This is a genomic window from Allocellulophaga tsushimaensis, assembly GCF_055383085.1.
Map to the genome: position 1 here is coordinate 189,176 of NZ_AP039451.1, position 25,845 is coordinate 215,020.

The 25,845-nt window shown below is 32.7% G+C and carries 33 protein-coding genes; 6 read left to right on the forward strand and 27 right to left on the reverse strand.

The features are described 5' to 3' along the window. Positions 1-4: 4 nt before the first annotated feature. The gene (locus tag ACZ451_RS00850) at positions 5-2,317 is read right to left on the reverse strand and encodes a penicillin-binding protein 1A (protein ID WP_464215182.1); all 2,313 of its coding nucleotides are present in this window, start codon (positions 2,315-2,317) and stop codon (positions 5-7) included. A 337-nt stretch (positions 2,318-2,654) separates the two neighbouring features. Here ACZ451_RS00850 and ACZ451_RS00855 point away from each other — a divergent pair, with 337 nt between their 5' ends. The 6 genes from ACZ451_RS00855 (at position 2,655) to ACZ451_RS00880 (ending at position 8,602) form a co-directional block, all read left to right on the forward strand. Then, positions 2,655-3,458: a helix-turn-helix domain-containing protein gene (locus ACZ451_RS00855; protein ID WP_464215183.1), complete on the forward strand. Its 804-nt coding sequence runs from the start codon at positions 2,655-2,657 to the stop codon at positions 3,456-3,458. A 57-nt stretch (positions 3,459-3,515) separates the two neighbouring features. After that, positions 3,516-4,679 carry a serine hydrolase domain-containing protein gene (locus ACZ451_RS00860; RefSeq protein WP_464215184.1) on the forward strand — a complete coding sequence of 388 codons (1,164 nt, stop codon included), beginning with the start codon at positions 3,516-3,518 and terminating at the stop codon, positions 4,677-4,679. A gap of 280 nt (positions 4,680-4,959) precedes the next feature. Continuing rightward, positions 4,960-5,442, forward strand: a complete 483-nt coding sequence (locus tag ACZ451_RS00865; protein WP_464215185.1) for a hypothetical protein — start codon at positions 4,960-4,962, stop codon at positions 5,440-5,442. Between the two features lie 184 nt (positions 5,443-5,626). Continuing rightward, positions 5,627-6,670: a glycoside hydrolase family 26 protein gene (locus ACZ451_RS00870; RefSeq protein ID WP_464215186.1), complete on the forward strand. Its 1,044-nt coding sequence runs from the start codon at positions 5,627-5,629 to the stop codon at positions 6,668-6,670. Between the two features lie 133 nt (positions 6,671-6,803). After that, positions 6,804-7,556, forward strand: coding sequence for a class I SAM-dependent methyltransferase (locus tag ACZ451_RS00875; RefSeq protein WP_464215187.1), 753 nt, complete (start codon positions 6,804-6,806; stop codon positions 7,554-7,556). Positions 7,557-7,759: 203 nt separating this feature from the next. After that, positions 7,760-8,602, forward strand: coding sequence for an aldo/keto reductase (locus ACZ451_RS00880; RefSeq protein WP_464215188.1), 843 nt, complete (start codon positions 7,760-7,762; stop codon positions 8,600-8,602). Positions 8,603-8,621: 19 nt separating this feature from the next. On the opposite strand, the gene ctlX is transcribed toward ACZ451_RS00880, so the two are convergent. From ctlX to rpmC, 26 genes are all read right to left on the reverse strand, one after another. After that, complete coding sequence (ctlX, locus tag ACZ451_RS00885) at positions 8,622-9,551, reverse strand: citrulline utilization hydrolase CtlX (RefSeq protein WP_464215189.1); 930 nt, start codon at positions 9,549-9,551, stop codon at positions 8,622-8,624. 21 nt (positions 9,552-9,572) lie between these two features. After that, entirely contained in the window at positions 9,573-10,484 is a 912-nt protein-coding gene (locus tag ACZ451_RS00890; RefSeq protein ID WP_464215190.1) for a dimethylarginine dimethylaminohydrolase family protein, read from the reverse strand. 101 nt (positions 10,485-10,585) lie between these two features. Then, positions 10,586-11,869: a citrate synthase gene (locus tag ACZ451_RS00895; protein WP_464215191.1), complete on the reverse strand. Its 1,284-nt coding sequence runs from the start codon at positions 11,867-11,869 to the stop codon at positions 10,586-10,588. A gap of 192 nt (positions 11,870-12,061) precedes the next feature. Next, positions 12,062-13,609 (reverse strand): glycogen synthase, encoded by a 1,548-nt coding sequence (locus ACZ451_RS00900; protein ID WP_464215192.1) that lies wholly within the window; start codon positions 13,607-13,609, stop codon positions 12,062-12,064. A 159-nt stretch (positions 13,610-13,768) separates the two neighbouring features. After that, a complete protein-coding gene (gene eno / locus ACZ451_RS00905; RefSeq protein WP_464215193.1) occupies positions 13,769-15,061 on the reverse strand; it encodes a phosphopyruvate hydratase in 1,293 nt (430 codons plus the stop codon). A 132-nt stretch (positions 15,062-15,193) separates the two neighbouring features. Then, entirely contained in the window at positions 15,194-16,297 is a 1,104-nt protein-coding gene (gene carA / locus ACZ451_RS00910; RefSeq protein ID WP_464215194.1) for a glutamine-hydrolyzing carbamoyl-phosphate synthase small subunit, read from the reverse strand. A gap of 101 nt (positions 16,298-16,398) precedes the next feature. Then, positions 16,399-16,902, reverse strand: a complete 504-nt coding sequence (gene rplQ / locus ACZ451_RS00915) for a 50S ribosomal protein L17 (protein ID WP_464215195.1) — start codon at positions 16,900-16,902, stop codon at positions 16,399-16,401. Between the two features lie 45 nt (positions 16,903-16,947). After that, a complete protein-coding gene (locus ACZ451_RS00920) occupies positions 16,948-17,940 on the reverse strand; it encodes a DNA-directed RNA polymerase subunit alpha (protein WP_464215196.1) in 993 nt (330 codons plus the stop codon). 17 nt (positions 17,941-17,957) lie between these two features. Then, positions 17,958-18,563: a 30S ribosomal protein S4 gene (gene rpsD / locus ACZ451_RS00925; protein ID WP_464215197.1), complete on the reverse strand. Its 606-nt coding sequence runs from the start codon at positions 18,561-18,563 to the stop codon at positions 17,958-17,960. 104 nt (positions 18,564-18,667) lie between these two features. After that, entirely contained in the window at positions 18,668-19,060 is a 393-nt protein-coding gene (rpsK, locus tag ACZ451_RS00930) for a 30S ribosomal protein S11 (protein WP_215956673.1), read from the reverse strand. 107 nt (positions 19,061-19,167) lie between these two features. Next, on the reverse strand, positions 19,168-19,542 hold the full coding sequence (rpsM, locus tag ACZ451_RS00935; protein ID WP_464215198.1) for a 30S ribosomal protein S13: 375 nt from the start codon (positions 19,540-19,542) through the stop codon (positions 19,168-19,170). Between the two features lie 2 nt (positions 19,543-19,544). Continuing rightward, on the reverse strand, positions 19,545-19,661 hold the full coding sequence (gene ykgO, locus ACZ451_RS00940) for a type B 50S ribosomal protein L36 (RefSeq protein WP_010181906.1): 117 nt from the start codon (positions 19,659-19,661) through the stop codon (positions 19,545-19,547). Between the two features lie 4 nt (positions 19,662-19,665). Beyond that, positions 19,666-19,881 (reverse strand): translation initiation factor IF-1, encoded by a 216-nt coding sequence (infA, locus tag ACZ451_RS00945; RefSeq protein WP_013751343.1) that lies wholly within the window; start codon positions 19,879-19,881, stop codon positions 19,666-19,668. Positions 19,882-19,884: 3 nt separating this feature from the next. Then, positions 19,885-21,240, reverse strand: a complete 1,356-nt coding sequence (gene secY, locus ACZ451_RS00950; RefSeq protein WP_464215199.1) for a preprotein translocase subunit SecY — start codon at positions 21,238-21,240, stop codon at positions 19,885-19,887. 11 nt (positions 21,241-21,251) lie between these two features. Further along, complete coding sequence (gene rplO, locus ACZ451_RS00955; protein ID WP_464215200.1) at positions 21,252-21,704, reverse strand: 50S ribosomal protein L15; 453 nt, start codon at positions 21,702-21,704, stop codon at positions 21,252-21,254. A gap of 11 nt (positions 21,705-21,715) precedes the next feature. After that, a complete protein-coding gene (gene rpmD / locus ACZ451_RS00960; RefSeq protein ID WP_464215201.1) occupies positions 21,716-21,895 on the reverse strand; it encodes a 50S ribosomal protein L30 in 180 nt (59 codons plus the stop codon). 11 nt (positions 21,896-21,906) lie between these two features. Next, positions 21,907-22,431, reverse strand: a complete 525-nt coding sequence (gene rpsE, locus ACZ451_RS00965) for a 30S ribosomal protein S5 (protein ID WP_464215202.1) — start codon at positions 22,429-22,431, stop codon at positions 21,907-21,909. 7 nt (positions 22,432-22,438) lie between these two features. Next, a complete protein-coding gene (gene rplR, locus ACZ451_RS00970) occupies positions 22,439-22,795 on the reverse strand; it encodes a 50S ribosomal protein L18 (RefSeq protein ID WP_464215203.1) in 357 nt (118 codons plus the stop codon). 11 nt (positions 22,796-22,806) lie between these two features. Further along, positions 22,807-23,349 (reverse strand): 50S ribosomal protein L6, encoded by a 543-nt coding sequence (gene rplF / locus ACZ451_RS00975; RefSeq protein ID WP_464215204.1) that lies wholly within the window; start codon positions 23,347-23,349, stop codon positions 22,807-22,809. Between the two features lie 19 nt (positions 23,350-23,368). Next, a complete protein-coding gene (gene rpsH, locus ACZ451_RS00980; RefSeq protein WP_464215205.1) occupies positions 23,369-23,767 on the reverse strand; it encodes a 30S ribosomal protein S8 in 399 nt (132 codons plus the stop codon). A gap of 74 nt (positions 23,768-23,841) precedes the next feature. After that, complete coding sequence (gene rpsN / locus ACZ451_RS00985; RefSeq protein WP_183486606.1) at positions 23,842-24,111, reverse strand: 30S ribosomal protein S14; 270 nt, start codon at positions 24,109-24,111, stop codon at positions 23,842-23,844. Position 24,112: 1 nt separating this feature from the next. Then, the gene (gene rplE, locus ACZ451_RS00990; protein ID WP_464215206.1) at positions 24,113-24,664 is read right to left on the reverse strand and encodes a 50S ribosomal protein L5; all 552 of its coding nucleotides are present in this window, start codon (positions 24,662-24,664) and stop codon (positions 24,113-24,115) included. A gap of 2 nt (positions 24,665-24,666) precedes the next feature. Next, positions 24,667-24,981, reverse strand: coding sequence for a 50S ribosomal protein L24 (gene rplX, locus ACZ451_RS00995; protein WP_464215207.1), 315 nt, complete (start codon positions 24,979-24,981; stop codon positions 24,667-24,669). A gap of 14 nt (positions 24,982-24,995) precedes the next feature. Then, on the reverse strand, positions 24,996-25,364 hold the full coding sequence (gene rplN / locus ACZ451_RS01000; RefSeq protein ID WP_464215208.1) for a 50S ribosomal protein L14: 369 nt from the start codon (positions 25,362-25,364) through the stop codon (positions 24,996-24,998). Positions 25,365-25,366: 2 nt separating this feature from the next. Beyond that, the gene (rpsQ, locus tag ACZ451_RS01005; RefSeq protein ID WP_464215209.1) at positions 25,367-25,624 is read right to left on the reverse strand and encodes a 30S ribosomal protein S17; all 258 of its coding nucleotides are present in this window, start codon (positions 25,622-25,624) and stop codon (positions 25,367-25,369) included. A gap of 13 nt (positions 25,625-25,637) precedes the next feature. Next, positions 25,638-25,829: a 50S ribosomal protein L29 gene (gene rpmC / locus ACZ451_RS01010; protein WP_464215210.1), complete on the reverse strand. Its 192-nt coding sequence runs from the start codon at positions 25,827-25,829 to the stop codon at positions 25,638-25,640. Positions 25,830-25,845 lie beyond the last annotated feature (16 nt).

Sequence of the window (25,845 nt, forward strand, 5' to 3'; positions counted from 1 at the left end):
ATTCTTATTCTTTCTTTTTCTTTCCAAATAAACCTCTCAAAAATCCGCCTTTAGCTTTTTTATTTTTCTTACGATCAAAACGGCGTTTATTAATTTTATCTTTTTTACTAAATAATTTTTCTAAAAACGTAGGCTTTTTAAACTCTGGGCAATCAATAGGCACCCCTAAATCAGGAAACTTTGCTTTGGTGTACCGATTATAGTCACTGTCTTTATTTAAAGCTTTATACCAGTTTGCAAAAATGGGTAGTGCAGAATTTGCTCCTTGTCCTATTTTGGTACTTTTAAAACCCAATTGATGGTTATCTGCACCTACCCAACATACCGTTACTAATTTTGGAGTTACCCCAACATACCAACCATCTTTATTATTTTGTGTTGTTCCTGTTTTGGAAGCAATTTGGTTTTTTAATCCATACGTAGAACGCAAACGTTGCGCCGTACCAACATCCGTAACCTTTTGCATCATCTGTATCAGTTGTTGATTTGTATCCTTAGAAAAAGCTGGAGTTTCTGCAATTACTGGTGTAAATTGCTTTATTAGATTCCCCAAGCCATCTTCAATTCTAGTGATCGCATAAGGCTTTGTATATTTTCCGTTATTAGCAATACTAGTATAAGCTTTTGCAAGTTCTAAAACGCTTATTTCAGCAGTCCCTAAAGCTAAAGAAGCTACTTTAGGCAAATCTGTTACTATCCCCATTTTTTGAGCTTGCGTTATGGTTGCATCAACTCCCACTTCTCGGATTAACTTTACACTAACTACATTGAGAGAATTTGCCAAACCAGCCCATAAACTAAAATTACGTTGATCTGTGTCCTCACCGGAGGAATTGGTGGGTGTCCAATTATCTAAATCTTTATAAGTAACTGCTTTATTAGAAACATAATGACACGCAGAATACCCATTTTCTAAGGCTGTTGCATATACAATAGGCTTAAAAGTAGACCCTACTTGGCGTTTGCTCTGCTGAACATGATCGTATTTAAAATGTTCAAAATTAGCACCCCCTATCCAAGTTTTAATGGCTCCTGTATGTGGTTCTACGGACACAAAGCCAGTATTTAAAAACTTAGTATAGTAGGCCAAACTATCTAAAGTATTTGCTTTTATCACTTCTTTTCCTTTCCAAGTAAATACTTCTACTTCATGTTTTTCTTTTAGTTTTCTAATAATATCTTTTTCAGCAAGTCCTTCTTTTTTTAATGCTTTATAAATGGCTAAGTTTTTAATTTTAGCAGGCGATATTTCTTTTAACCAAGGAGCAGATTTCCCATAACTACGTTCAAATTCTTTTTGTAAAGCAGCTAAATGTTTTTCCATAGCTTGCTCCGCTTTTTTCTGCATACCTGCATCTAAAGTGGTGTAAATTTTAAGTCCGCTATTGTAAAGGTCTAATTGTGTATTATGTTCTTTATTATACTGTTTTAACCATTGCTCTGCTTCTTGCTTCACAGCTTCTCTAAAATAGGGAGCTAAACCAGTATTGTGGCTAAAGCTTTGGTAATTGATTTTTAGTGGATGTTTTTGTGTTTTCTCTAATAGTTCCTTAGAAATGTAATCATACTTATACATTTGGTTCAGTACCGTATTTCTCCTTTCTTTACTTGCCTCAGGAAATAAACGTGGGTTATAGTAATAGTTAGTCTTCAGCATCCCAACCAATACAGCTGCCTCTTCTAATTTTAATTGATGTGTAGATTTATTAAAGAATTTTAATGATGCACTTTCTACTCCAAAAGTATTATCACTAAAAGGCACCGTATTTAAATAATGTGTTAGTAGCTCGTCTTTGGTATAGGTTTCTTCTAAACGATTCGCAATAATCATTTCGCGAATTTTATGTACTACAATTCCAAATCTTCCTATTTTACGGCGTGGAAACATATTCTTAGCCAATTGTTGCGATAAGGTACTACCGCCTCCTGATGATTTATCTTGTAGTAAAATAGACTTAAATAATACCCGAAACATACTCAGTTTGTCAACACCCGTATGTTCATAAAAACGGGCATCCTCCGTAGCAACTAAAGCCTCAATTAAATGCTTAGGAAATAACGTAAAAGGTATAGGTTGACGGTCTGTAGTATAATATTTACCTAATAATTTTCCATCAGCACTCCAAACTTCTGTGGCCTTACTTTGTTGTATTTCTGTAAGTTCTTTTTTAGTGGGTATTTTTCCCCAATAGCCTAAGTAAATACTAGAAAACAAAGTACATAGTCCTAGAACACCTGCAATAAAAAGAATCCCAACTCCTTTGAAAATCTTTCTTTTTAGTGATTTCTTTTTTGATGTTTTTACTTTTTTAGACATCTATTTAAAGTATGATAACAAAAATCAATGGCATAATATATATACTACTACAAAAGTATCTATTTGTTTATAATAGAAGGCTTTTAGGCACATTTTATAGTATAATTTAACTATTCATTAAATCTTACTAGAATAAATTTCAATAGGTATTATGAACTAAAAATATGAAACCTGTTAAATTAATTTACAAAACTTAAAATTGTAAAAACAGAAATAAAATCTCAAAATATGAGAAACAAAAAAATTATAGTAAACTAACATGATAGAAACGTTTTTTCGAAAGCATATGCCTTAAGAGTTTTCTCTTTATTAGAATTTTTATCCCTAAATTTATCTTATGATTTTAGAACCCTCTATTTTAGAGATAAAGAAACATATAGATCATTATTGGATTCTTAATGATTTGAATATCTTATCCATGACGAGCCCGTTTATGTATGCTTATCCTGGAATTACCCCAGATATGATTATTGTATTAGATGGATATTATACAATGACATATATGGGGCAATCATACCGATCTGATCAGAGTAGACTATTTAGTTTTATACACGATAGGGTGTATCTTGATTTATCTGAACTTAAGCGTTGTATCATTATAAAGTTTAAATCTCATGGGTTATCTTCCTTGATCCCATTTGTACATTCAGACGCACAAACTATTATGCGGCATTCTGTGGCAAGTGTAAGTGATGTTTTTGGAGCAAATACTTTTCGGTTTATTGCACATTTAAAAGGTTTACCTTCTACTGAAATCGCTGTGGCACTAGATCAATGGTTTCTAAATTTATATAACAAACAAGCTGAAGGCTTTGTGGTAGAAATGGCCCAAGAGGTGAGTAAAACTTTTGACATTAAAACAATTATGGAAGTAACTGGATACTCATACAGCACCATAGAACGTTATTTTAAAAGAGATACAGGTCTTACACCAAAGCGCTTTCAGTCTTTGAAACGTTACAAACTAGTCTTGCGAGAATTGTATGTTACTCGTAACAATGACTGGCAGTATTATGTAGCTAAATATGGTTATTATGATCAGTCACATTTTATCAAAGAAATCAAGAAATATACGTATCATACCCCTGAACAATTATTAAAGACTCCTGCCTTTATAGAAATTCGCCCGTCATATTTGTGACGAATTTTTACAATGACCATTTCTCTTAAAATGGCATCTTTACCAAAAATAAAATCAATGAAATTTAGAGTTCTATTAATTGCTTTATGCTTACTTATTACAAGTTGTAAAGTCTCTCAAAAAACCGATAATTATGCCAGTGATCCTACTATAAACTTTCAACGCTTTTTAGATGAAGAAATTGGGGAAGATGAGGGAAATTCAGTAGGACTTTCTCTTACGGTGATTTCTCCTGAGCTTCATATTAATTTTACGGGGGCTTCAGGATATGATAGCCTAGAAAAAGACAACCTGTTAGATGCAGAGCAACCGTTTCGTATAGCAAGTCTTACAAAAGTTTTTGTGGCTGCTGCTATACTGAGGCTACGAGAAAATGGTCAACTTTCCTTAGAAGATCCTATTTCAAAATACATTTCGTTAGAACATATTGAGATTTTAAAGAAAGGCGGATACCATCCAAATGCAATAACAATCCGTCATTGCTTAACTCATTCCAGTGGACTCTATGACTATGCAGAAGGCGGACCCGAATATATAGAAACTGCAGCTAAAAATTCCTCAAAACGCTGGACACGTACAGAACAAATTCAGTTTGCAATGGATTATGGAAAACCACATGCTGCTCCAGGTCAGGAACATCATTATAGTGATACAGGGTATATCCTTCTGGGGGAAATAATAGAAAAACGTACAAACTCTAACCTCGCCAAAGGTCTACGGAATTTGTTAAAATTTAACGAATTAGGAATGTCAGCCACTTGGTTAGAATCATTAGAACCTCGACCTGAAGGATTAAAACCTTCTGTAAGAAGATATATAGGTAAGCTAGATGCTTCTGATTGGGACAACTCTATAGATTTATACGGTGGCGGGGGGCTTGCATCCACCACTAGGGATCTTGGTGTTTTTCTTCAAGCCCTTTTTAATGGAAAAATCTTTGAACAAGAAGAAAGCTTACCAGTAATGCTTTTACAAAAAGAATACAATGCAAACGGAAAGAAACTGCCCGAGCAACGATTAGGTTTTGGTAGTATACAAGGAAGTAAGTCTGGTATAGTTGCCTATACACATTCAGGATTCTGGGGTACATTGTTTCTGCATTTCCCTTCATATAATTGTAGCATTGCTGTTAATGATACAAATGATGGAGATAGTATGGTTGCACAACGTGTGGTAAACTATATAAAGCGTTTAGCAGAAGAACAAAAAGATAATAAATAAGAATGCATAATTATTTAAGATCATTAAAGCATGCTAAAAGACAAAGCTTAGCGCTTTAAATAAAGTCTGTTAAATCCAAAAGATTTGGTAATTATAAAAATACTTTCAAAACAGTAAAAAATCCAGTAGATTAGTAGTAATGCTAAAAAAGATATCATAGTATACATACGTATACCTGTATCTTACAGTTACATTACAAGAAATGCTAAAAATTAAGTTTGACATTACCGACGATAATGGGTTTAAATAAATTGTAAAGGTTATTATTAAGAATTTGATTTTGTCATTAAATCCCTACGAAATTTCAATTGTTAGAATTAAAAATTGGTTTGACCATAAATGGCTTAATTATTCTGGAAAAGAAATTCGAAAATACGATACTGGAACTGGAACTATGATTCCATTTGTCCTGAAGCCTTTTTGGAATAAAGAAATTACTATACCTCCATTCAATCCGAATCGAGTTCTTGATGAAGCATTCTACAGATTGAAAGGAAAAGAAAATCCAAAGTTTGAAGAATTAACTCATATATGGCAGCATAGCACAGATAACAGAAAAAGGTTAATTTCGGGAAGAACAGAAAACGGTTTATGCATATGGATTTCTTCAAACTCAGTTGAGAATGAACAAGGAAGCCTAATGTTTTATCAAATAAAAGATTCTGAAATACTTACATGGTATGTAAATATTGAAAATAAAAATAGTTGGAAAGTAACAAAAGTGAAAGGAATAGACAAGAATAATGCCCTCCTAATCATATAAAAAAATATGCTATAACAAAAATGGTCTTCATGAAAAGTTCTAATCCTGTCCTCTATAATTAATGAATAGTTACTTTTCTATTTAACAGTACTAGAAGGAGAATTAAATAATGACCAAAAAAGAAAGATAAAATTCATAAATTACAGTCATTATCATTAGCAAAATATAAATTTATGATGAACGCATGAGAATTAAAAGTTTCATTTTTATTATACTATTTCTTTCTTCGGCTTTTATCATTTTTGCACAAAAATTTGAACCAGAAGATGGTAAATGCTTAGTTTTTATTGGGCAAGATTTAGAAGCAACAGGTGGTTTAGATGATTATAATAATGGATATACGGATCATTTTAGAACACCCGCAGGTATTAGCCTATACACCAACTTATCACCTAATAATGAATCGTATGGCTATTATAATAAAGGGTTAGACGGAATTAAAACAAAAGCTAATTGGGGTGCTGGGGATTCATGGGCTAACATTTATTTACAAGATACTACGTATCAAAATAGTGCTTTGGCCATAGGCTTATCATTTGTAAACCATGAAAAAAAAGTTGCTAAGGGAAAACTAGATCACTTAATTAAAGAATTAGCCGATTGGATAAAAGCTTCTAACCGACCTATATTTTTAAGAATTGGCTATGAGTTTGATGGTTGGGATTGGAATCATTATCAGAAAAAAAATTATTTAAAGGCTTGGAAAAGAATATATACCATTATGAAAACAAAGCAAGTAGTTAATGTAGCTTTTGTTTGGCAATCTAAAGGAACAGGATCTAATCAAAAAACTTTAGAAGAATGGTACCCTGGAGATGATATTGTAGATTGGTGTGCATACTCCTATTTTGGGCAACCAGATCAAGAAATGATTATTTTTGCTCGGAAACACAACAAACCAGTTTTTATTGCAGAAGCTACTCCTGTAAGGCAAATAGACAATTTATACTTTGATACTGATTTAAAAAAAAGAACGCTAGAAAAAACAATCTGGAAAGCATGGTTCATTCCTTTTTTCAAGACAATACATGATAACTCAGATGTCATCAAAGCATTTAGTTATATCAATTCTGATTGGTCTTCTCAGCCCATGTGGATTACAAATGCCACCTTTAACAAAGTTGATTCGAGACTTCAAATGAGTCCCTATATTTCACAAAAATGGAATGAAGAAATAGAGAAACCAAAATATTTGAAGGTCTCTTATTCATTATGGGATAAAAACTAATACTACAAAATAAGATTAACTTATCTTTAAATCATAAAATAATTAATAAATTGACCATGTTATTCCGATAGCTTTTGGCATAAGCTTTTAACTGTAACCATACCAGATCATAATACATTTTAAATATTAAAAAATGGGAAGAAACTATAAAGGAATTAGTATTAACACAACTACAAACACTCATGAAACGGTGTTTAAAATAATGGGGGGTAATGTAGCGAAAACTGTTATTGATATTCCTTCTGGAAGTGGTGCTTTTATTCAAAGACTTAAAGATGAAGGATATAAAAATATAATTTCAGTTGATATTGAAAATATTTTGGAAATAGAGCATGATAACTTCATACAAGGCGATATGACAAAAACTTTGCCTATTTCGGATAGTTCATGCGATTTTTTAATTTGTATAGATGGTATAGAACATATTAACAGGCAGGTTGATTTTGTTAAAGAAGCAAATCGGGTTTTAACAGATCAAGGAGAAATTATTATTTCAACCCCAAATATATCTAGTCTAAGGTCGCGTTGGAAATGGTTTTGGACTGGACATCATCATAAATGCAATTCACCATTGGATGAAAACAATCCAAACCCATTACACCATATTGGTATGATTTCTTTCTCTGAATTACGCTATATGCTTCACACCAATGGGTTTCAAGTAAATGAAGTAAAAACCAATAGGATTAAACTAATTAGTTTGGTTTACGCAATATTTCTTCCTTTAGTATATTTTTCTACTTATTGGGTTTATGCAAGAACTGGTAAAAGAGAAGGGACCAAAAAAATAAATAAAAGTATTTTTAAAACAGTATTTTCAAAAGAAATCCTTTTTGGAGAAACATTAATTGTAAAAGCAATAAAGAGTAGTGGTAATAAAAATTAAACACCTTTTAAAAAGGTAACGAGTATCCAAGAGAAATTAATATAAATACAGGCTCAAGTCATTAAATAAATGAAAAAGATTTTTTAGGAATGTTTAAATCGATTTTCACTTTTAAGCATCTCTTTAAAAAACAGATCCTAAAAATAACTAAGCAAACAAAGGATCAACAAAACATCAAAATTTAAGGAATTGACTAAAACGGAATGAAAAAAATACGCTTAAATGATGGACATGAAATACCTATCCTAGGGTTTGGCACCTATAAAACCATAGCGCAACAAGAAGTAGAACCTGTACAATTTGCTATTACCAATGGTTATTCTTTAATAGATACTGCAACAATTTATAAAAACGAAGCTGCAGTCGGCAAAGGGATTAAAGCTAGTAAAATTGCCAGAGAGAAACTTTTTATCACTACCAAACTTTGGCGTGAGTGTTTGGGATATGAATCCACCAAAAAAGAATTTAACGCTTCATTACAAAGACTAGAAATAGATTATATCGATTTATACTTAATACATTGGCCTGCTAATACTAAAAACTATAGTAATTGGCAACAAACCAATGCGGATACCTGGCGCGCTATGGAAGAGTTACAAGCAGAAGGCAAGATAAAATCTATTGGTGTGAGTAATTTTTTTCAAGAACATTTAGAAGCTTTATTTAAGACGGCAAAAGTGATTCCTGCAATTAACCAAATAGAATTTCATCCAGGTTATTGGCAAGAAGAATTAGTACAGTATTGTAAAAAACAAAATATAACAGTGCAATCGTGGTCTCCTTTAGCAAGAGGAAAAGTATTTAATAATGAAGTATTAAAAGCCATAGCAAAGAAACACCAAAAGTCTATTGCGCAAATATGCTTGAGGTGGATTATGCAACATGATGTGATTGCCATTCCAAAGTCTTCTTCTTTCAAAAGAATTCAAGAAAATATAGCCTTGTTTGATTTTAAATTATCTTCAGACGAAATGGAAAGCATCAACACGCTACCTAAAATGGGGTTTAGCGGAGAGTTACCCAATATTTGGCCAGATACAATTTAGGAATAACACTAGAACGCCATTATACTTTAGGCAAAAATACTTCGGCCATCATACAACGTGCACTACCACCACCACAGGTTTCTATAGTTTCTATAGGGCTATGCATAATTTCACAATATTTGGTAATACTATCAATCTGACCTTTATTTAAACTGTTATATGCAGCAGAACTCATGACTAAATAAGGCGTATTATTAGCTCCTAGTACTTGCAACATATTCCCAGCAAACTGATGCATTTGCGTTTCTGATATTCTAATGATTTCTTTGTTGTCATTCTTTAAATGTGTAATAACATTCTTGCGCTCTTTTTTATCATCAATGGTATCTAAACAGATAACAGCAAATTTATCTGCAATGCACATCATTACATTGGTGTGATAAATAGGCAAGCGTTTTTCATCAACAGTTTGGTTTGCTTTAAAAATTACTGGAAAATAATCAAAATCCTCACAGAATTCTATAAATAATTCTTCATCTGCTCGCTCAGACAATGCACAGTATGCTTTTTTATATTCTCTATCTAAAATAATACTTCCTGTACCTTCTAAAAAAAGATTTTCTGCTTCAGCGGAAGTATAGTCCATTATATTTTCGATACCAAAACCTTCTTTTTCTATAGTTTCTAAAATATCTTCTCTACGTTCTACCCTTCTGTTTTCTGCAAACATAGGATACAAACCAACTGTACCATCTGCATGAAAAGAAACCCAATTATTAGGAAAAATAGAATCTGGCGTACTTGGTTCTAAAGTATCTTCTACCACAATAATCTGGACTCCTTTACTTTTTAAAACGCTGACAAAAGCATCAAACTCTTCTTGTGCTTTTTTGTTGATAGCATTATTTTGCAAGTCTATTTCTTCTTGAAAATAATTGTTTACGGCTGTTTGCTCATTCATTCTAAAACCAACAGGCCTAACCATTAAAATACTATTTGTAATCTGCATGCTAAAAAAATATAATTAAACCTATGCCCGTACTAAGGGTAATGTACTACATCTTAATAAACCTTCTTGTTTAGAAATCTCTGCATATGGAATTTCTTCCACAACAAAGCCCTGATCTCTTAACCAAGTATTTAACCTTGTAAAGTTTTTTTCTGAAACCACTACTTCAGGAGAAATCGAAAAAACATTACTAAACATTTGATACATCTCATCTCCAGAAATTTCAAATATATTTTCTGTTCCAAAAAAATCAACTAACCATTGGTATTCCTCTTCAATTAAAAATCCATTTTTATGCAGTATAGCTTTTCCTTTTCCTAATGGTTGAAAACAACAATCTAAATGCAATGCATTTTCTCTGGCATTTTTAGATTTTCTCAATTCAAATGCTTTTACTTTTTTTTCAGGAAAAAGGGTTCTGATAAACGATACTGCCGCTGCATTGGTACGGGCTGTAATTTGCTCTGGGTAGTCTTCAGCAGTATAGGTTCCCATAAAAATATAATCGTTCCAAGGCATCACATCTCCGCCTTCTACATGTACCTCTTCTGGAGGATATATGATATCGGATGGATTTATTTGATCTAAGACATCTTGTATCGCTAAAAATTCTTTTTCTCTATCGGGAAGAATATTCGCTTTAATAAATTTATTTCCTAAAACAAATGAAATATCTCTAGAAAAAATCTGATTACAATCTTGTAACACAGCTGGTCTAAAAACTTTTACATTATATTTTTCTAAAACATTTGCAAAAGCATTCATCTCTGGTATCATATCTACTTCTTTAGGATATGTACCCGCTAGAATATGCTCTAAAGATTTAGGATCATAAGCCTCTTCTGCTTTTGGAGTAGGCCCGCAACTATCTGCTATACCAAGCACTACAGCTTTTAAGGTAGAAACTTCATCATTTACATTGATTTGTAACATTGAACAAATTTTTTATTTAAAATAAAATTTCATTTTCAAATATAAAAAAAGCTCTTCTATCTAAAATAAAAGAGCTTTTTGTTTTTTTATAAGGTAGCAATCTACCTCTTATTCACTTCAACGAAAGGTCTTAGCGTTTCTCCAATATAAACTTGTCTTGGTCTACCAATAGGTTCATTTCTAAGGCGCATTTCTCTCCATTGTGCAATCCAACCAGGTAATCTACCTAATGCAAACATTACAGTAAACATTTCCGTTGGAATTCCTAAAGCTCTGTAAATAATACCTGAGTAAAAATCTACATTAGGATATAATTTTCTATCAATAAAGTATTGATCTTCTAAAGCTTCTTTTGCTAATCCTTTAGCTACTTCTAAAATAGGATCTTCTTTACCTAAATCAGCCAATACTTCTTCAGCAGCAACTTTAATAATTTTAGCTCTAGGATCAAAATTCTTATAAACTCTATGCCCAAAGCCCATTAATCTAAACGGATCTTGTTTATCTTTTGCTTTAGCCATGTATTTTTTAGTATCGCCACCATCAGCAACAATAGCTTCTAGCATTTCTAAGACAGCTTGGTTTGCCCCACCATGTAATGGTCCCCATAAAGCAGAAATCCCTGCTGATAACGAAGCAAATAAACCTGCATGTGAAGAACCTACAATACGAACAGTAGAAGTAGAACAATTCTGCTCATGATCTGCATGAAGAATTAATAACTTATCTAAAGCATCAATTACAATTTGATTTTTTTCGTAGGGTTGTGAAGGCTTTTTAAACATCATTTGATGGATGTTCTCTACATAGCCTAAGCTATCATCACCATAATCTAAAGGCAAGCCTTTCTTTTTACGCATGGTCCACGCAACAAGAACTGGAAATTTCGCTAAAATACGAACAATTGCACCATACATATCTTCTTCAGATTCTACATCTACAGATGTAGGATTAAATGCAATTAAGGCACTTGTTAATGAAGAAAGCACTCCCATTGGATGGGCAGATTTTGGAAAACCATCTAAGATTTTCTTCATTTCTTCATCTACATGAGACTCCTCTTTGATGTCTTTATGAAACTGTTCTAATTGATTGCTATTTGGAAGTTCACCAAAAATTAAAAGATAAGCGACTTCTAAAAAATCTGCTTTTTCTGCTAATTCTTCAATAGCATAACCTCTATATCTTAAAATACCTTTTTCACCATCTAAAAAAGTAATAGCACTTTCGCAAGATCCTGTGTTTTTATACCCTGGATCTATTGTAATCATCCCTGATCCTCCTCTTAATGCTTTTATATCTATTGCTAACTCATCTTCAGAACCCTTTGTAACTGGGAACTCATATGTTTTACCATTATACTCTAATGTTGCTTTATCTGACATATTTAATTTTAACTTTTTTGAATGTTTGCGAATTTAAGAAAAAGTGAAATCATTAACAATTTAGACGATTATTAATACTAGAATTTACAATAAGTTTAAGACTAATTTTGCTATTACCATACCAAACCTATGTAATAGATAAGAAAATATAACTATTAATAGCTTTGTTTATAAAATTTCTGAGCAAAACAGTTATGATGAAGTAGTAATGGAATACAATTGTTTATAGTAAGCATCAACCGATTTTTTCCACGTAAAACGAACTTTTTTGGCGTTACTTTTTATGTTCTTCCAAGCAGGCTTATCATTAGCATACATATTTAAAATAGTATCAAAAGAGTTGACCATATTTATAATCTTTTCATCATAAGTTTTTCCATCAAAACTAAAGCCTGTTTCTAAATGTGATACTGTATCTTTTAAACCTCCAGTATGATGAACTAAACAGGGGTGACCATTACGCATTGCCAACATTTGGCTTATTCCACATGGCTCAAAAAGGCTGGGCATAAAATAAAGATCTGTTTCTAGGTATATAGAATCAATTACATCTTCCGATTGCCCATTAATAAAGATGAAATTTTTATATTGATAGCTTACTTCCCTTAACATTTCTTCGTATTCCGGAGCACCAGTACCTAAAAGAACAAATACACCATTTACTTTTTCTAACTTTTCTAAAATAGCAACTAAAGCTTCTGGGGAACGTTTAAAAAAATAAAATTTCTGTTCTGTTAATCTAGCTACACTTGAGCATACAAATTTTGGTGGTTGTTCCAAAAATTCGAATACTTTCTCTCCAGTATGCGCTAAAAAATGTGATTTATAATCTTTAGACTCTTCTTGTGTCCATTTAAAGACGGCTTTAATTACATTTTTATAAAGTTTATTTTTCGATGCGGTTCGGATTCCTTTATAATTAGCACCATTTAAAATACCAATTAATCGACCCTCATTTTCTGCTTTTTGCAAATCTACTTCTAAACCTTCTCCACCAATAAATTCTGGCGGATTACTTGCTAATAAAACATCTTCTTTATAAGATGGTGAAACAGTATGTACTGCATCTGCTAAGCGAATACCAACCGCCATAAGGTTAATACAATCTGGATATCTGTAGTCTCTTAAGGTATCATAATCTATTGAGATTTCTGGAAACCAATTTTGTAAAGAAGAATAATTATCTGAAAATGGTCTAATACCCTGAATCGCTAAATTATGAATACTATATACAAATCGCATTTTTTTTAAACTTGTATAGCTTGGGTGATAGGTTTTTAAAAATAAAAGTAAACTAGAATGCCAGTCGTGCATATGCACAATATCTAATGTTCCAAAAGCATTCTGATCTATTGCTTCTGCTACTGCAGTACAAAATATAAAATACTTTATTGCATCTGTATAAAATGGTTCATACGGATTATTATGATATATATGAGCTATATCTCCTGCTTCTATTTCTGGATGATGTATAACATAATGGTAGATCCGAGGGAATTCTTTTTTGGGAGTTACTTTGTATAGTTCGGCCGTATAATCTATACCTCTTAAAATAAAATTTAAGTCTGTAATATATGTTCCATTTTGATGTAATCTAGAATAAGATGGTACTACTATATGTGCTGCATCTCCTCTTTCTGAGATTTGCCTTGGCACATCTCTTACCACATCACCCATTCCACCTGCCTTACAATTTGCCAAAGCATCATTCTCGGCAGCTACAAAAAGAAAACTATTCATTTTAATTACAATATTAATTTTTTACAACAGAAACTATATATGGTTACATCACCTCGCTACAAGATAGCTATTTAATCTAAGTCTTTAAAACAACTTTAAAATAACAAAAAAGCCTCACTATAATACATAGAGAGGCCTTCCGTAAATTAAATCTATATTTTACTTAATTTTAAATGCCTTCTCTTGTGGAAAATAAGCAGTACTTCCTAGTTCTTCTTCAATGCGAAGTAGTTGGTTATATTTCGCCATTCTATCAGACCTTGATGCAGAACCTGTTTTGATCTGCCCTGTATTTAAAGCTACAGCTAAATCTGCAATGGTATTATCTTCTGTTTCTCCAGAACGATGTGACATTACTGACGTATAACCAGCATTATGAGCCATATTAACAGCCGAAATGGTTTCTGTTAATGTCCCTATCTGGTTTACTTTTATTAAGATAGAATTTGCAATTCCGTTTGCAATTCCTTTAGACAAACGCTCTACATTAGTTACATATAAATCATCACCAACCAATTGTACTTTATCACCAATTTTTTCAGTTAACGATTTCCAACCATCCCAATCGTTCTCATCCATACCATCTTCAATAGAAATAATAGGGTACTTAGCGCTTAAATCTGCTAAATATTGTGCCTGTTCTTCAGATGAACGTACTACACCTTTATCACCTTCAAATTTGGTATAATCATATTTACCATCAACATAAAATTCTGCAGAAGCACAATCTAGCGCAATCATTACATCATCACCTAATTTATAACCTGCTTTGTCTACTGCCTTTGCTATAGTGTCTAAAGCATCTTCTGTACCACCTGCTAAATTTGGTGCAAAACCTCCTTCATCTCCAACAGCAGTACTTAAACCTCTATCGTGCAATACTTTTTTAAGGTTATGGAAAATCTCAGTTCCCATTTGCATGGCATGAGAAAAAGTTTTTGCTTTTACAGGCATCACCATAAATTCTTGAAAAGCAATCGGGGCATCTGAGTGAGAACCTCCATTAATAATATTCATCATAGGCACAGGCAAGGTATTAGCACTAACCCCTCCAATATATCTATATAAAGGCATACCTAATTCTTCTGCAGCAGCTTTAGCAACCGCTAAAGAAACACCTAAAATTGCATTAGCACCTAATTTAGATTTGTTAGGAGTACCATCTAATGCTATCATCGTTTGATCTATCAAATTTTGTTCAAAAACTGACATCCCTATGATTTCTTCTGCAATAGCACTATTTACATTAGCAACGGCTTTTGTAACGCCTTTTCCCATAAATGCAGCACCTCCATCACGAAGTTCAACAGCTTCATGTTCCCCAGTTGATGCGCCAGAAGGAACAGCAGCTCTACCCATAACTCCATTTTCTGTCATTACATCTACCTCTACAGTTGGGTTTCCTCTTGAATCTAAAATTTGTCTTGCATGAATGCTAATAATGATACTCATATTATTTTTATTTGAATTTATCTTTGGTTATTTCGCTGCAAAGATACATAATAGCCATAGTCTATCAGTGCATTTATGCTGTAATTACTGTGATAAATAACCTTAATTTAATCTAAAACGTTTTAGTTGAAACTAGTTTTTAATCATATCAAAAAATTGATCAAAAAGATATTCAGCATCATGTGGTCCTGGACTTGCTTCTGGGTGATACTGAACTGAAAAAACATTTTTACTCTTCATTTTGATTCCTGCAACCGTATGATCATTTAAATGCTCATGCGTTATTACAATATCTGGATGTTTTTCCGCTTCCTCTCTATTGATCGCAAAACCATGATTTTGAGAAGTAATTTCTCCCTTTCCTGTCTCTAAATTTTTGACTGGATGATTAATTCCCCTATGCCCATTATGCATTTTATAGGTAGAGATACCATTTGCTAAAGCAATGACTTGATGCCCTAAACAAATTCCAAATAATTTTTTATCATTTGCTATAATTGTTTTTGCTGTAGTTATGGCGTCTTTTAGAGGTTCTGGATCACCAGGCCCATTAGAAATAAAATAGGCATCTGGTTGAAACGCTTCCATTTCTTCGTAAGTAGCATTATAAGGATACACTTTTATATAGGCATCCCTTTTCGCTAAATTTCTCAAAATATTTTTTTTGACTCCTATATCTAAAGCAGAGATTTTATAGGTAGCATTTTCATCACCATAAAAATAAGGTGCTGTAGTAGAAACTTTAGATGATAATTCTAAACCTTCCATACTCGGTATAGTGGCTAATTTTTTCTTGAGGCCTTCTATATTATTCACATCAGTAGAAATAATAGCATTCATTGCTCCATTATCTCGTATATAGCTTACCAAAGCTCTAGTATCTACATCAGAGATAGCAAATAAATTATTCTTAGCTAAAAAATCTTCTAGACTCAAATCTGCATCTACTCTAGAATAATCGTAACTGAAATTTTTACAAATTAACCCTGCTATTTTAACAGAATCGGATTCAATTTCTTCTGCATTTGTACCATAATTACCAATATGAGCATTTGTGGTTACCATTAATTGACCAAAGTAAGATGGATCTGTAAAAATTTCTTGATACCCTGTCATCCCAGTATTAAAACACACTTCGCCTACTGCCTCTCCATCTTTTTCGCCAACTGCCTTACCATAAAAGATAGTACCGTCTGCTAATAAGATCAATGCTTTTTTTCTTGTTTGATATTTCATAAAGTGTTCACTATTTATAATTTGACAAAAAAATATAAAAAAAAGGATAAGCTTTACAACTTATCCTTTTCTCCTGTATGATTTAAAATTTTGAAAACATCTTATTCTTCTGTGCCTTCTTCTTTAGTTTCTGTTTCAGCTTCTGCAACTGGTGCGGCTTCAGCTTTTTTAGTTCTACCTCTTCTAGTAGTTTTCTTAGCAGGTTTTTTAGAAACATTGTATATTTCATTGAAATCTACTAATTCTATCATTGCCATATCAGCATTATCACCCAAACGATTACCCAATTTAATAATTCTAGTATATCCTCCTGGTCTATCAGCAATTTTTTCTGCTACTCCACTAAATAACTCTGTAACTGCATACTTATCTCTAAGGCTTTTAAAAACAATACGTCTGTTATGTGTTCCTTTCTCTACTGTTTGATTATTTTCTGCTTTTGATTTTGTAATCAAAGGCTCAATGAATTGCTTTAAAGCTTTAGCTTTAGCAACAGTAGTATTTATTCTTTTATGTTCTATTAAAGAACAAGCCATATTAGCTAACATTGCTTTTCTATGGGCTGTCTTTCTTCCTAAATGATTAACCTTTTTACCGTGTCTCATTGCTCTTACTATATAATTCCTTAACTGATGTTAGAGGAATATAAATTAATCTTTATCTAATTTATATTTTGACAAATCCATTCCAAAACTTAAACCTTTATTGATTACAAGTTCTTCTAATTCTGTCAAAGATTTTTTACCAAAGTTTCTAAACTTCATTAAATCATTCTTATTAAAGGAAACTAAGTCTCCTAATGTATCTACTTCTGCAGCTTTTAAACAATTTAATGCTCTTACAGAAAGGTCCATATCAACCAACTTGGTTTTTAATAACTGTCTCATGTGAAGTGACTCTTCATCATAAGTTTCTGTTTGTGCAATTTCATCTGCTTCTAAAGTAATACGCTCATCAGAGAATAACATAAAGTGATGTATTAAAACTTTAGCACCTTCTGTTAAAGCATCTTTAGGAGCGATAGATCCATCAGAAACAATTTCGAAAACTAATTTTTCATAATCTGTTTTCTGCTCTACACGGAAGTTTTCTATACTATATTTTACATTTTTTATTGGTGTAAAAATAGAATCGATTGCTATAGTACCTATAGGTGCACCAGACTTTTTATTTTCTTCTGCAGGAACGTAACCTCTACCTTTTTCAATTACCAACTCCATGTTGAAATTTACTTTAGCATCCATGTTACAAATCACTAAATCTGGGTTTAAAACCTGAAAACCGGAAATAAACTTTTGGAAATCTCCAGCTGTTAATTGGTTTTTTCCGTTAACAGATATCGAAACAGTCTCAGAGTCTACATCTTCTATCTGTCTTTTAAAACGTACTTGTTTTAAGTTTAAGATAATTTCTGTAACGTCTTCTACGATTCCTGATATTACAGAAAATTCATGTTCAACTTTATCTATTCTAATAGATGTTATAGCAAAACCTTCCAAAGACGAAAGCAATACTCTTCTTAATGCGTTCCCAACAGTCAATCCATAACCGGGCTCTAAAGGGCGAAATTCAAATTTCCCTTCGAAATCGGTTGAATCAATCATTATAACTTTATCGGGCTTCTGAAAATTAAATAATGCCATAATTGGATCAGTGTAGTTTATTTAGAGTATAACTCGACGATTAATTGTTCTTTGATATTTTCTGGAATCTGAAGTCTAACAGGTACAGAAACAAATGTTCCTTCTTTCTTTTCAGTATTCCATGTAATCCACTCATATACGCTACTATTAGCAGCAAGTGAATCTTGTATAGTTTGTAAGGATTTAGATTTTTCTCTTACTCCAACAACATCACCTGGTTTAAGTGAATAAGATGGAATATTAACTAAATTTCCGTTTACAGTGATATGTCTGTGAGAAACTAATTGTCTAGCTCCGCTTCTTGAAGTAGAGATACCCATTCTGTATACTACATTGTCTAAGCGACTCTCACATAATTGAAGTAAAACTTCACCTGTAACACCTTTACTTCTGTTCGCTTTTGAAAATATATTTCTAAATTGCTTTTCTAATATACCGTAAGTATATTTAGCTTTTTGCTTTTCCATTAACTGGACAGCATATTCAGATTTTTTTCCTCTACGTCTAGCGTTACCGTGTTGTCCTGGAGGGAAATTTCTTTTTTCGAAAGACTTGTCATCTCCGAAAATCGCTTCTCCAAATTTTCTAGCGATTTTTGTTTTTGGTCCTGTATATCTTGCCATTTTCTTTATGTTTGAAAGTATGATTATGAATTAAGGCTTATCCTTCGATAATCGTAACTATACTTTCTGTGAAATATATCCGTACTAACGGAGTTTTAAATTAATTATACTCTTCTTCTTTTTGGTGGTCTACAACCATTATGTGGCATTGGAGTAACATCTATAATTTCTGTTACTTCTATTCCTGCATTGTGTAAAGATCTTATTGCAGATTCTCTACCATTACCAGGTCCTTTCACATAGACTTTTACTTTTCTAAGTCCAGCTTCATGTGCTACTTTAGCACAATCTTCTGCTGCTACTTGAGCGGCATAAGGAGTGTTCTTTTTAGAACCCCTAAATCCCATTTTACCTGCAGATGACCATGAAATAACGTCACCTTTTTTGTTGGTCAAAGAAATAATAATATTATTAAAAGAGGCTGTTACGTGAGCTTCACCAACAGATTCTACGATAACTTTACGTTTCTTTGTTACTTTTGTATTTGACTTTGCCATATTTTTTTAGTTTCTAGTTGTTAGTTCTTAGTTATTGGAATCCTAGACTTTTACATTTCAAGCAGATTCTTCTAACGTCCAAATACTAATTGACTACTGTCTAATTATTATTTAGTTGCTTTTTTCTTATTAGCAACTGTTTTTCTCTTTCCTTTTCTTGTTCTAGAATTATTCTTAGTTCTCTGACCTCTTAACGGTAAACCAGATCTATGGCGAATACCTCTGTAACAACCAATATCCATTAAACGTTTGATGTTCAGTTGCGTTTCAGAACGAAGTTCTCCTTCTATAGTGTAAGCTGAAACTGCCTCACGGATACGACTTATTTCATCATCGTTCCAGTCAGACACTTTTGTATCTTCACTAACCTGAGCTTTTTCTAGTATCTCTTTAGCTCTGCTACTTCCTACACCAAATATGTAAGTAAGTGCAATAACTCCTCTTTTCTGTTTTGGTATATCTACACCTGCAATTCTTGCCATAATTACCCTTGTCTTTGTTTAAATCTAGGATTCTTTTTGTTTATTACGTACAATCTGCCTTTTCTGCGAACAATTTTGCAGTCGGCACTTCTTTTCTTTAATGATGCTCTTACTTTCATCCTCTTAATATCTATATGTAATTCTTGCTTTACTCAAATCATAAGGGCTCATTTCTAATTTAACCTTATCACCTGGTAATAATTTTATATAATGCATACGCATCTTACCTGAAATGTGTGCTGTAACCACATGTCCATTTTCAAGCTCTACTCGAAACATTGCATTTGATAATGCTTCGATTATGCTACCATCTTGCTCTATTGCTGCTTGTTTAGCCATAATCTATGCTACTTTTCTATTTTTACCTGTTTTCATCAATCCATCATAATGACGGTTTAATAAATATGAATTTACTTGCTGTACCGTATCAATTGCTACACCTACCATAATAAGTAATGATGTACCTCCATAAAACATAGCCCATCCAGCCTGAATACCTACTAAGTTTACAACTATAGCAGGTAAAACTGCTAATATTGCTAAAAAGAATGAACCTGGTAATGTAATCAGTGACATAATTTTATCTAAGAAATCACTAGTCTCTGCTCCTGGTCTAATACCAGGAATAAATCCGCCACTTCTTTTTAAATCATCAGCCATCTTATTTGTTGGCACTGTAATAGCAGTATAGAAATATGTAAATACAATAATTAAGAAAGCAAATAATAAGTTATAATACAATCCAAAAAGACTATCTCCTCCTCCAAAATGTACTTGAAGCCATTGACCAACGGCAGTCTCTTTCATAAAATCTACTCCTCCAATTAAGCCCGGAACAAACATAATTGCTTGTGCAAAGATAATTGGCATAACACCAGACGCATTTAATTTTAAAGGAATATACTGTCTTGTTCCCATAGCATCTTTTTCATAACCACCATTTGCAGATCTTCTAGCATACTGTACCGGTATTTGTCTTGTTGCCATTACCAGTAATACACATAATAAAATCACTACAAACCATATAATCACTTCAACTAAAACAAGCATTGGACCACCAATCCCGTCCCATCTAGAAACTACTTCTTGCGCAAAAGATTGAGGAAGTGTTGCTATAATACCTATCATGATCAATAAAGAGATACCATTACCAATACCTTTATCTGTAATTTTTTCTCCTAACCACATCGCAAATACGGTACCAGTTACTAGTATAATAACAGAAGGTATCATAAAATCTAAACCTTTTCCTAATACAAAAGCACTATCTGGAACACCAAAAGCACTTAAACCTAATAGGTAAGTAGGAGCTTGTAATATACATATTGCAATAGTTAACCATCTTGTAATTTGATTGATGGTTTTTCTACCACTTTCTCCTTCTTTTTGTAGTTTTTGTAAATAAGGAATAGCAATACCCATTAATTGAACAACGATAGATGCAGAAATATAAGGCATAATACCCAACGCAAAAACAGAAGCTTTAGCAAAAGCTCCTCCTGTAAATGCATTCAAAATTCCAAAGATTCCATCTTGCGTACCACTCGTTAAATTAGCTAACTGGCCAGTATCAATACCTGGAAGTGCAATATTAGCTCCAAAGCGATATACTAAAAGTAAACCAAGAGTAACAATAATTCTATTTCTTAGTTCTTCTATCTTCCAAATATTGGATATTGTATCAAAAAATTTCTTCATAGCGTATTCTCTTATAAACTTATTGCTTCACCTCCTGCAGCTTCTATAGCAGCTTTAGCTGTAGCCGTAAATTTATGTACCGATATTTTAAGTGAAGCTTTCAACGCTCCGCCTCCTAATATTTTTACTAAATCATTTTTACCAGCTAATCTGTTCTCAACTAAAACATCAAGAGTAACAGTATCTTTTACAAGACCATTATCAACTAGTAATTGTAATTTATCTAAATTAATACCAGTGTAATCTTTTCTATTGATATTGGTAAAACCAAATTTAGGAACACGTCTTTGTAATGGCATTTGCCCACCTTCAAAACCAATCTTTTTAGAATATCCAGATCTAGACTTGGCACCTTTATGTCCTCTTGTAGCTGTACCACCTTTTCCTGATCCTTGTCCACGACCTACAATCTTACCTGCACGTTTAACAGAACCTTCAGCTGGTTTTAAACTATTTAAATTCATTTTTATATATTTTAAGCTTTCTCAGTCGTAACTAAGTGTTGAACTTTATCTATCATACCCATAATACTAGGAGTAGCATCATGCTCTACTATCTGACCTATTCTTTTCAAGCCAAGTGCTTCTAAAGTTCTCTTCTGATTTTGAGGCTTTTTAATACCACTTTTAACTTGCTTTACTTTAACCTTTGCCATAATACTTTAATTTACCCTTTAAATACTTTTTCAAGAGAAATCCCTCTTTGATTAGCAACTGTTCTTGCATCTCTAATTTGTAATAAAGCATCAAAAGTAGCTTTTACAACATTATGAGGATTTGAAGAACCCTGAGATTTTGAAAGTACATCATGAACTCCTACGGCTTCTAATACTGCTCTAACTGCACCACCTGCAATTACACCTGTACCTTGAGATGCTGGTTGTATATAAACTCTTGCACCACCAAATTTACCTTTTTGCTCATGAGGTATAGTCCCTTTATTTAAAGGTATTCTAATCAAATTCTTTTTAGCATCTTCTATTGCTTTAGCGATAGCTGTTGCTACTTCTTTTGATTTACCTAATCCTTGTCCAACAACACCATTCTCATCACCTACTACAACTATAGCAGAGAAACCAAATGCTCTACCACCTTTTGTTACTTTAGTAACTCTTTGCACACCTACCAAACGATCTTTTAATTCAAGACCACCTGGTTTAACAACTTCTACGTTTCTGTATTTCTGATACATAATATTATTAGAATTTAAGTCCTGCTTCTCTAGCGCCTTCTGCTAATGATTTTATTCTTCCGTGATATAAGTTACCACCTCTATCAAAAGCTACTGTTTCGATACCTGCTTTTTGAGCTTTCTCTGCAACAGCTTTTCCAACTAAACTAGCAATCTCTACTTTAGTCCCTTTAGAACCAGCTAAATCTTTATCTCTTGAAGATGCTGCTACTAAAGTAACTCCGTTGTTATCGTCAATAACTTGTGCGTATATTTCTTTATTACTTCTAAAAACCGCAAGTCTTGGTCTTGCTGCAGTTCCAAAAGATACTTTACGTATTCTTCTTTTGATTCTTTGTCTTCTTTCAGTCTTTGATAATCCCATAGTCCTAATTATTAAGCTGATTTACCAGCTTTTCTTCTTAATTGTTCACCAACAAACTTAATTCCTTTTCCTTTGTAAGGCTCTGGCTTACGGAAAGATCTAATCTTAGCTGCAATTTGCCCTACTAATTGTTTGTCAAAAGATGTTAATTTGACAATAGGATTCTTTCCTTTTTCAGATATGGTTTCAACTTTAACTTCTGGAGCTAAATTTAAAACTATGTTATGAGAGAAACCAACAGCTAAATCTAATTTTTGCCCTTGATTACTTGCTCTATATCCTACACCTACCAATTCTAACTCTTTTGTCCATCCTTTAGAAACACCATCTACCATGTTTCTAACTAAAGATCTATAAAGACCGTGCTTAGCTTTGTGTTCTTTTGAATCTGATGGTCTTGTAACAAATACTTCGTTACCTTCAACTTTAACCTCAACAGCACTAAACTCTTGTGTTAACTCACCTAATTTACCTTTTACGGTAATTACGTTTTCTTTTACTTCAACAGTTACTCCTTCTGGAATCGCTACTGGATTATTACCTATTCTAGACATCTTCTAAATCTTTATAGTATTAATAAACGTAACATAACACTTCACCACCAACATTCTCTGCTTTGGCTTGCTTACTTGTCATTACTCCATGAGAAGTAGAAACAATAGCGATACCTAAACCGTTAAGCACACGAGGTAAATCTACAGAACCAGCATACTTACGCAAACCTGGTTTACTGATACGTATTAATTTTTTTATAACTGGTTCTTTAGTAAGTTTATCATATTTTAAAGCTATTTTAACTGTACCTTGAACTTTGTTATCTTCAAATTTGTAACTTAAAATATACCCTTGATCGAATAATATTTTTGTTACTTCTTTCTTTAAATTAGAAGCAGGAATTTCAACAACTCTGTGCCCTGCATTATTTGCATTTCTAATTCTTGTTAAATAATCCGAAATTGGATCTGTTACCATATTAAATAATTTACGATGACGGTTTTTAATCTTTACAATTAAACCTGAAATCTGTTTATATTAAATCTATTCTATTACCAGCTTGCTTTTTTAACTCCTGGTATTAAACCTTGATTAGCCATTTCTCTAAATGTAACCCTTGAGATACCAAAAGTTCTCATATATCCTTTTGGTCTACCTGTTAATTTACATCTATTATGCATTCTAACAGGAGAAGCATTTTTAGGTAATTTTTGTAGCGCTTCATAATCTCCAGCTTCTTTTAAAGCTTTCCTTTTTTCTGCATATTTTGCTACAGTCTTTGCCCTTTTCACTTCACGGGCTTTCATTGATTCTTTAGCCATCTTATTTCTTTTTAAAAGGTAAACCTAATTCTGCTAATAATGATTTAGCTTCTTTATCTGTTGGTGCGGTAGTTACAAAAGTAATATCCATACCGTTTATTCTATTGATTTTATCAATGTTTATTTCAGGGAAGATAATTTGCTCAGTTACACCAAGATTATAATTACCTCTACCATCAAAACCAGTAGCTTTTATTCCTTGAAAATCTCTTACCCTTGGTAAAGCACTTGTTACAAGACGATCAAGAAATTCATACATTCTCTCTCCTCTTAAGGTAACTTTACAACCAATAGGCATTCCTTTTCTTAATTTAAAAGAAGCAACATCCTTTTTAGAGATTGTAGCTACAGATTTTTGACCTGTAATAGTTGTTAATTCATCCATTGCATGATCAATTAACTTTTTGTCAGCAACAGCAGCACCAACACCTCTACTTACTACAATTTTTTCTAATTTAGGAACTTGCATTACATTCTTGTAACCAAATTCTTCTTTAAGCGCACTTATAATACGCTCATTATATTCTTTCTTTAATCTTGTAACGTAAGCCATAACTATATTACTTCATTAGATTTTTTTGAAAATCTTACTTTTTTACCATCTCTAACCTCATAACCTACTCTTGTAGCATCACCAGATTTTGCATCAATTAATGATAGATTTGATATATGAATAAGTGCTTCTTTCTTAACAATACCGCCTTGTGGATTTTTAGCACTTGGTTTTTCGTGTTTAGAAACTAAATTAGCTCCTTCTACTATTGCCTTGTTTTTACCAAAATCAACACGCATAATTTTACCTTCAGTACCTTTATGGTCTCCAGCAACTATTCTTACGGTATCTCCTACTTTTACTTTTAGCTTTTTCATCTGTATAACAACTATTATAGCACCTCGGGAGCTAATGATACAATTTTCATGAATTGCTTATCACGAAGTTCTCTTGAAACTGGTCCAAAAACACGAGTTCCTCTCATTTCTCCTGTTGGATTTAAAAGAACACATGCATTATCATCAAAACGAATGTAAGAACCATCTTGTCTTCTTACTTCTTTTTTTGTTCTAACCACTACAGCAGTAGAAACAGCACCTTTTTTAATAGTACCATTTGGAGTAGCTTCTTTAACAGTCACTACAATTTTATCACCTACCGATGCGTATCTTCTTTTTGTACCACCTAATACTCTGATCGTCAAAACTTCTTTTGCTCCAGTATTGTCAGCTACTTTTAATCTTGATTCTTGTTGTAACATAATTATTTAGCTCTTTCGATGATTTCAACTAATCTCCAACACTTGGTTTTACTTAATGGACGTGTTTCCATTATCTTAACTGTATCACCAATATTGCAATCGTTTTTCTCGTCGTGTGCAACATATTTTTTAGTTCTTAATACGAACTTTCCGTACATAGGGTGTTTAACACGCTTAACTTCTGAAACCACTATTGATTTCTCCATTTTGCTACTTGTAACAACTCCTACTCTCTCTTTTCTTAAGTTTCTTTTTTCCATAAAGCAGAACCAATTATTGGTTGTCCCTTTTAGTTAATTCTGTTGCTAATCTCGCCACTGTTCTTCTTGCCGTTCTAATTTGTAACGGGTTTTCCAATGGAGTTACGCTATGAGCTATTTTCAAATCCGAATGCTGTTTTTTAGCTTCAGCTAATTTTGATGCTAACTCTTCAACTGATAATTCCTTTACTTCTGATTGTTTCATAATACCTTACAATTAA

Coding starts and splice junctions, on each gene's coding strand:
- ACZ451_RS00850 (WP_464215182.1), bottom strand. CDS start 2,317: ATGTCTAAAAAAGTAAAAACATCAAAAAAGAAATCACTAAAAAGAAAG.
- ACZ451_RS00855 (WP_464215183.1), top strand. CDS start 2,655: ATGATTTTAGAACCCTCTATTTTAGAGATAAAGAAACATATAGATCAT.
- ACZ451_RS00860 (WP_464215184.1), top strand. CDS start 3,516: ATGAAATTTAGAGTTCTATTAATTGCTTTATGCTTACTTATTACAAGT.
- ACZ451_RS00870 (WP_464215186.1), top strand. CDS start 5,627: ATGAGAATTAAAAGTTTCATTTTTATTATACTATTTCTTTCTTCGGCT.
- ACZ451_RS00875 (WP_464215187.1), top strand. CDS start 6,804: ATGGGAAGAAACTATAAAGGAATTAGTATTAACACAACTACAAACACT.
- ACZ451_RS00880 (WP_464215188.1), top strand. CDS start 7,760: ATGAAAAAAATACGCTTAAATGATGGACATGAAATACCTATCCTAGGG.
- ctlX (WP_464215189.1), bottom strand. CDS start 9,551: ATGCAGATTACAAATAGTATTTTAATGGTTAGGCCTGTTGGTTTTAGA.
- ACZ451_RS00890 (WP_464215190.1), bottom strand. CDS start 10,484: ATGTTACAAATCAATGTAAATGATGAAGTTTCTACCTTAAAAGCTGTA.
- ACZ451_RS00895 (WP_464215191.1), bottom strand. CDS start 11,869: ATGTCAGATAAAGCAACATTAGAGTATAATGGTAAAACATATGAGTTC.
- ACZ451_RS00900 (WP_464215192.1), bottom strand. CDS start 13,609: ATGAATAGTTTTCTTTTTGTAGCTGCCGAGAATGATGCTTTGGCAAAT.
- eno (WP_464215193.1), bottom strand. CDS start 15,061: ATGAGTATCATTATTAGCATTCATGCAAGACAAATTTTAGATTCAAGA.
- carA (WP_464215194.1), bottom strand. CDS start 16,297: ATGAAATATCAAACAAGAAAAAAAGCATTGATCTTATTAGCAGACGGT.
- rplQ (WP_464215195.1), bottom strand. CDS start 16,902: ATGAGACACGGTAAAAAGGTTAATCATTTAGGAAGAAAGACAGCCCAT.
- ACZ451_RS00920 (WP_464215196.1), bottom strand. CDS start 17,940: ATGGCATTATTTAATTTTCAGAAGCCCGATAAAGTTATAATGATTGAT.
- rpsD (WP_464215197.1), bottom strand. CDS start 18,563: ATGGCAAGATATACAGGACCAAAAACAAAAATCGCTAGAAAATTTGGA.
- rpsK (WP_215956673.1), bottom strand. CDS start 19,060: ATGGCAAAGTCAAATACAAAAGTAACAAAGAAACGTAAAGTTATCGTA.
- rpsM (WP_464215198.1), bottom strand. CDS start 19,542: ATGGCAAGAATTGCAGGTGTAGATATACCAAAACAGAAAAGAGGAGTT.
- ykgO (WP_010181906.1), bottom strand. CDS start 19,661: ATGAAAGTAAGAGCATCATTAAAGAAAAGAAGTGCCGACTGCAAAATT.
- infA (WP_013751343.1), bottom strand. CDS start 19,881: ATGGCTAAACAAGCAGCAATAGAGCAAGATGGTAGCATAATCGAAGCA.
- secY (WP_464215199.1), bottom strand. CDS start 21,240: ATGAAGAAATTTTTTGATACAATATCCAATATTTGGAAGATAGAAGAA.
- rplO (WP_464215200.1), bottom strand. CDS start 21,704: ATGAATTTAAATAGTTTAAAACCAGCTGAAGGTTCTGTTAAACGTGCA.
- rpmD (WP_464215201.1), bottom strand. CDS start 21,895: ATGGCAAAGGTTAAAGTAAAGCAAGTTAAAAGTGGTATTAAAAAGCCT.
- rpsE (WP_464215202.1), bottom strand. CDS start 22,431: ATGTATCAGAAATACAGAAACGTAGAAGTTGTTAAACCAGGTGGTCTT.
- rplR (WP_464215203.1), bottom strand. CDS start 22,795: ATGGGATTATCAAAGACTGAAAGAAGACAAAGAATCAAAAGAAGAATA.
- rplF (WP_464215204.1), bottom strand. CDS start 23,349: ATGTCTAGAATAGGTAATAATCCAGTAGCGATTCCAGAAGGAGTAACT.
- rpsH (WP_464215205.1), bottom strand. CDS start 23,767: ATGGTAACAGATCCAATTTCGGATTATTTAACAAGAATTAGAAATGCA.
- rpsN (WP_183486606.1), bottom strand. CDS start 24,111: ATGGCTAAAGAATCAATGAAAGCCCGTGAAGTGAAAAGGGCAAAGACT.
- rplE (WP_464215206.1), bottom strand. CDS start 24,664: ATGGCTTACGTTACAAGATTAAAGAAAGAATATAATGAGCGTATTATA.
- rplX (WP_464215207.1), bottom strand. CDS start 24,981: ATGAAAAAGCTAAAAGTAAAAGTAGGAGATACCGTAAGAATAGTTGCT.
- rplN (WP_464215208.1), bottom strand. CDS start 25,364: ATGTTACAACAAGAATCAAGATTAAAAGTAGCTGACAATACTGGAGCA.
- rpsQ (WP_464215209.1), bottom strand. CDS start 25,624: ATGGAAAAAAGAAACTTAAGAAAAGAGAGAGTAGGAGTTGTTACAAGT.
- rpmC (WP_464215210.1), bottom strand. CDS start 25,829: ATGAAACAATCAGAAGTAAAGGAATTATCAGTTGAAGAGTTAGCATCA.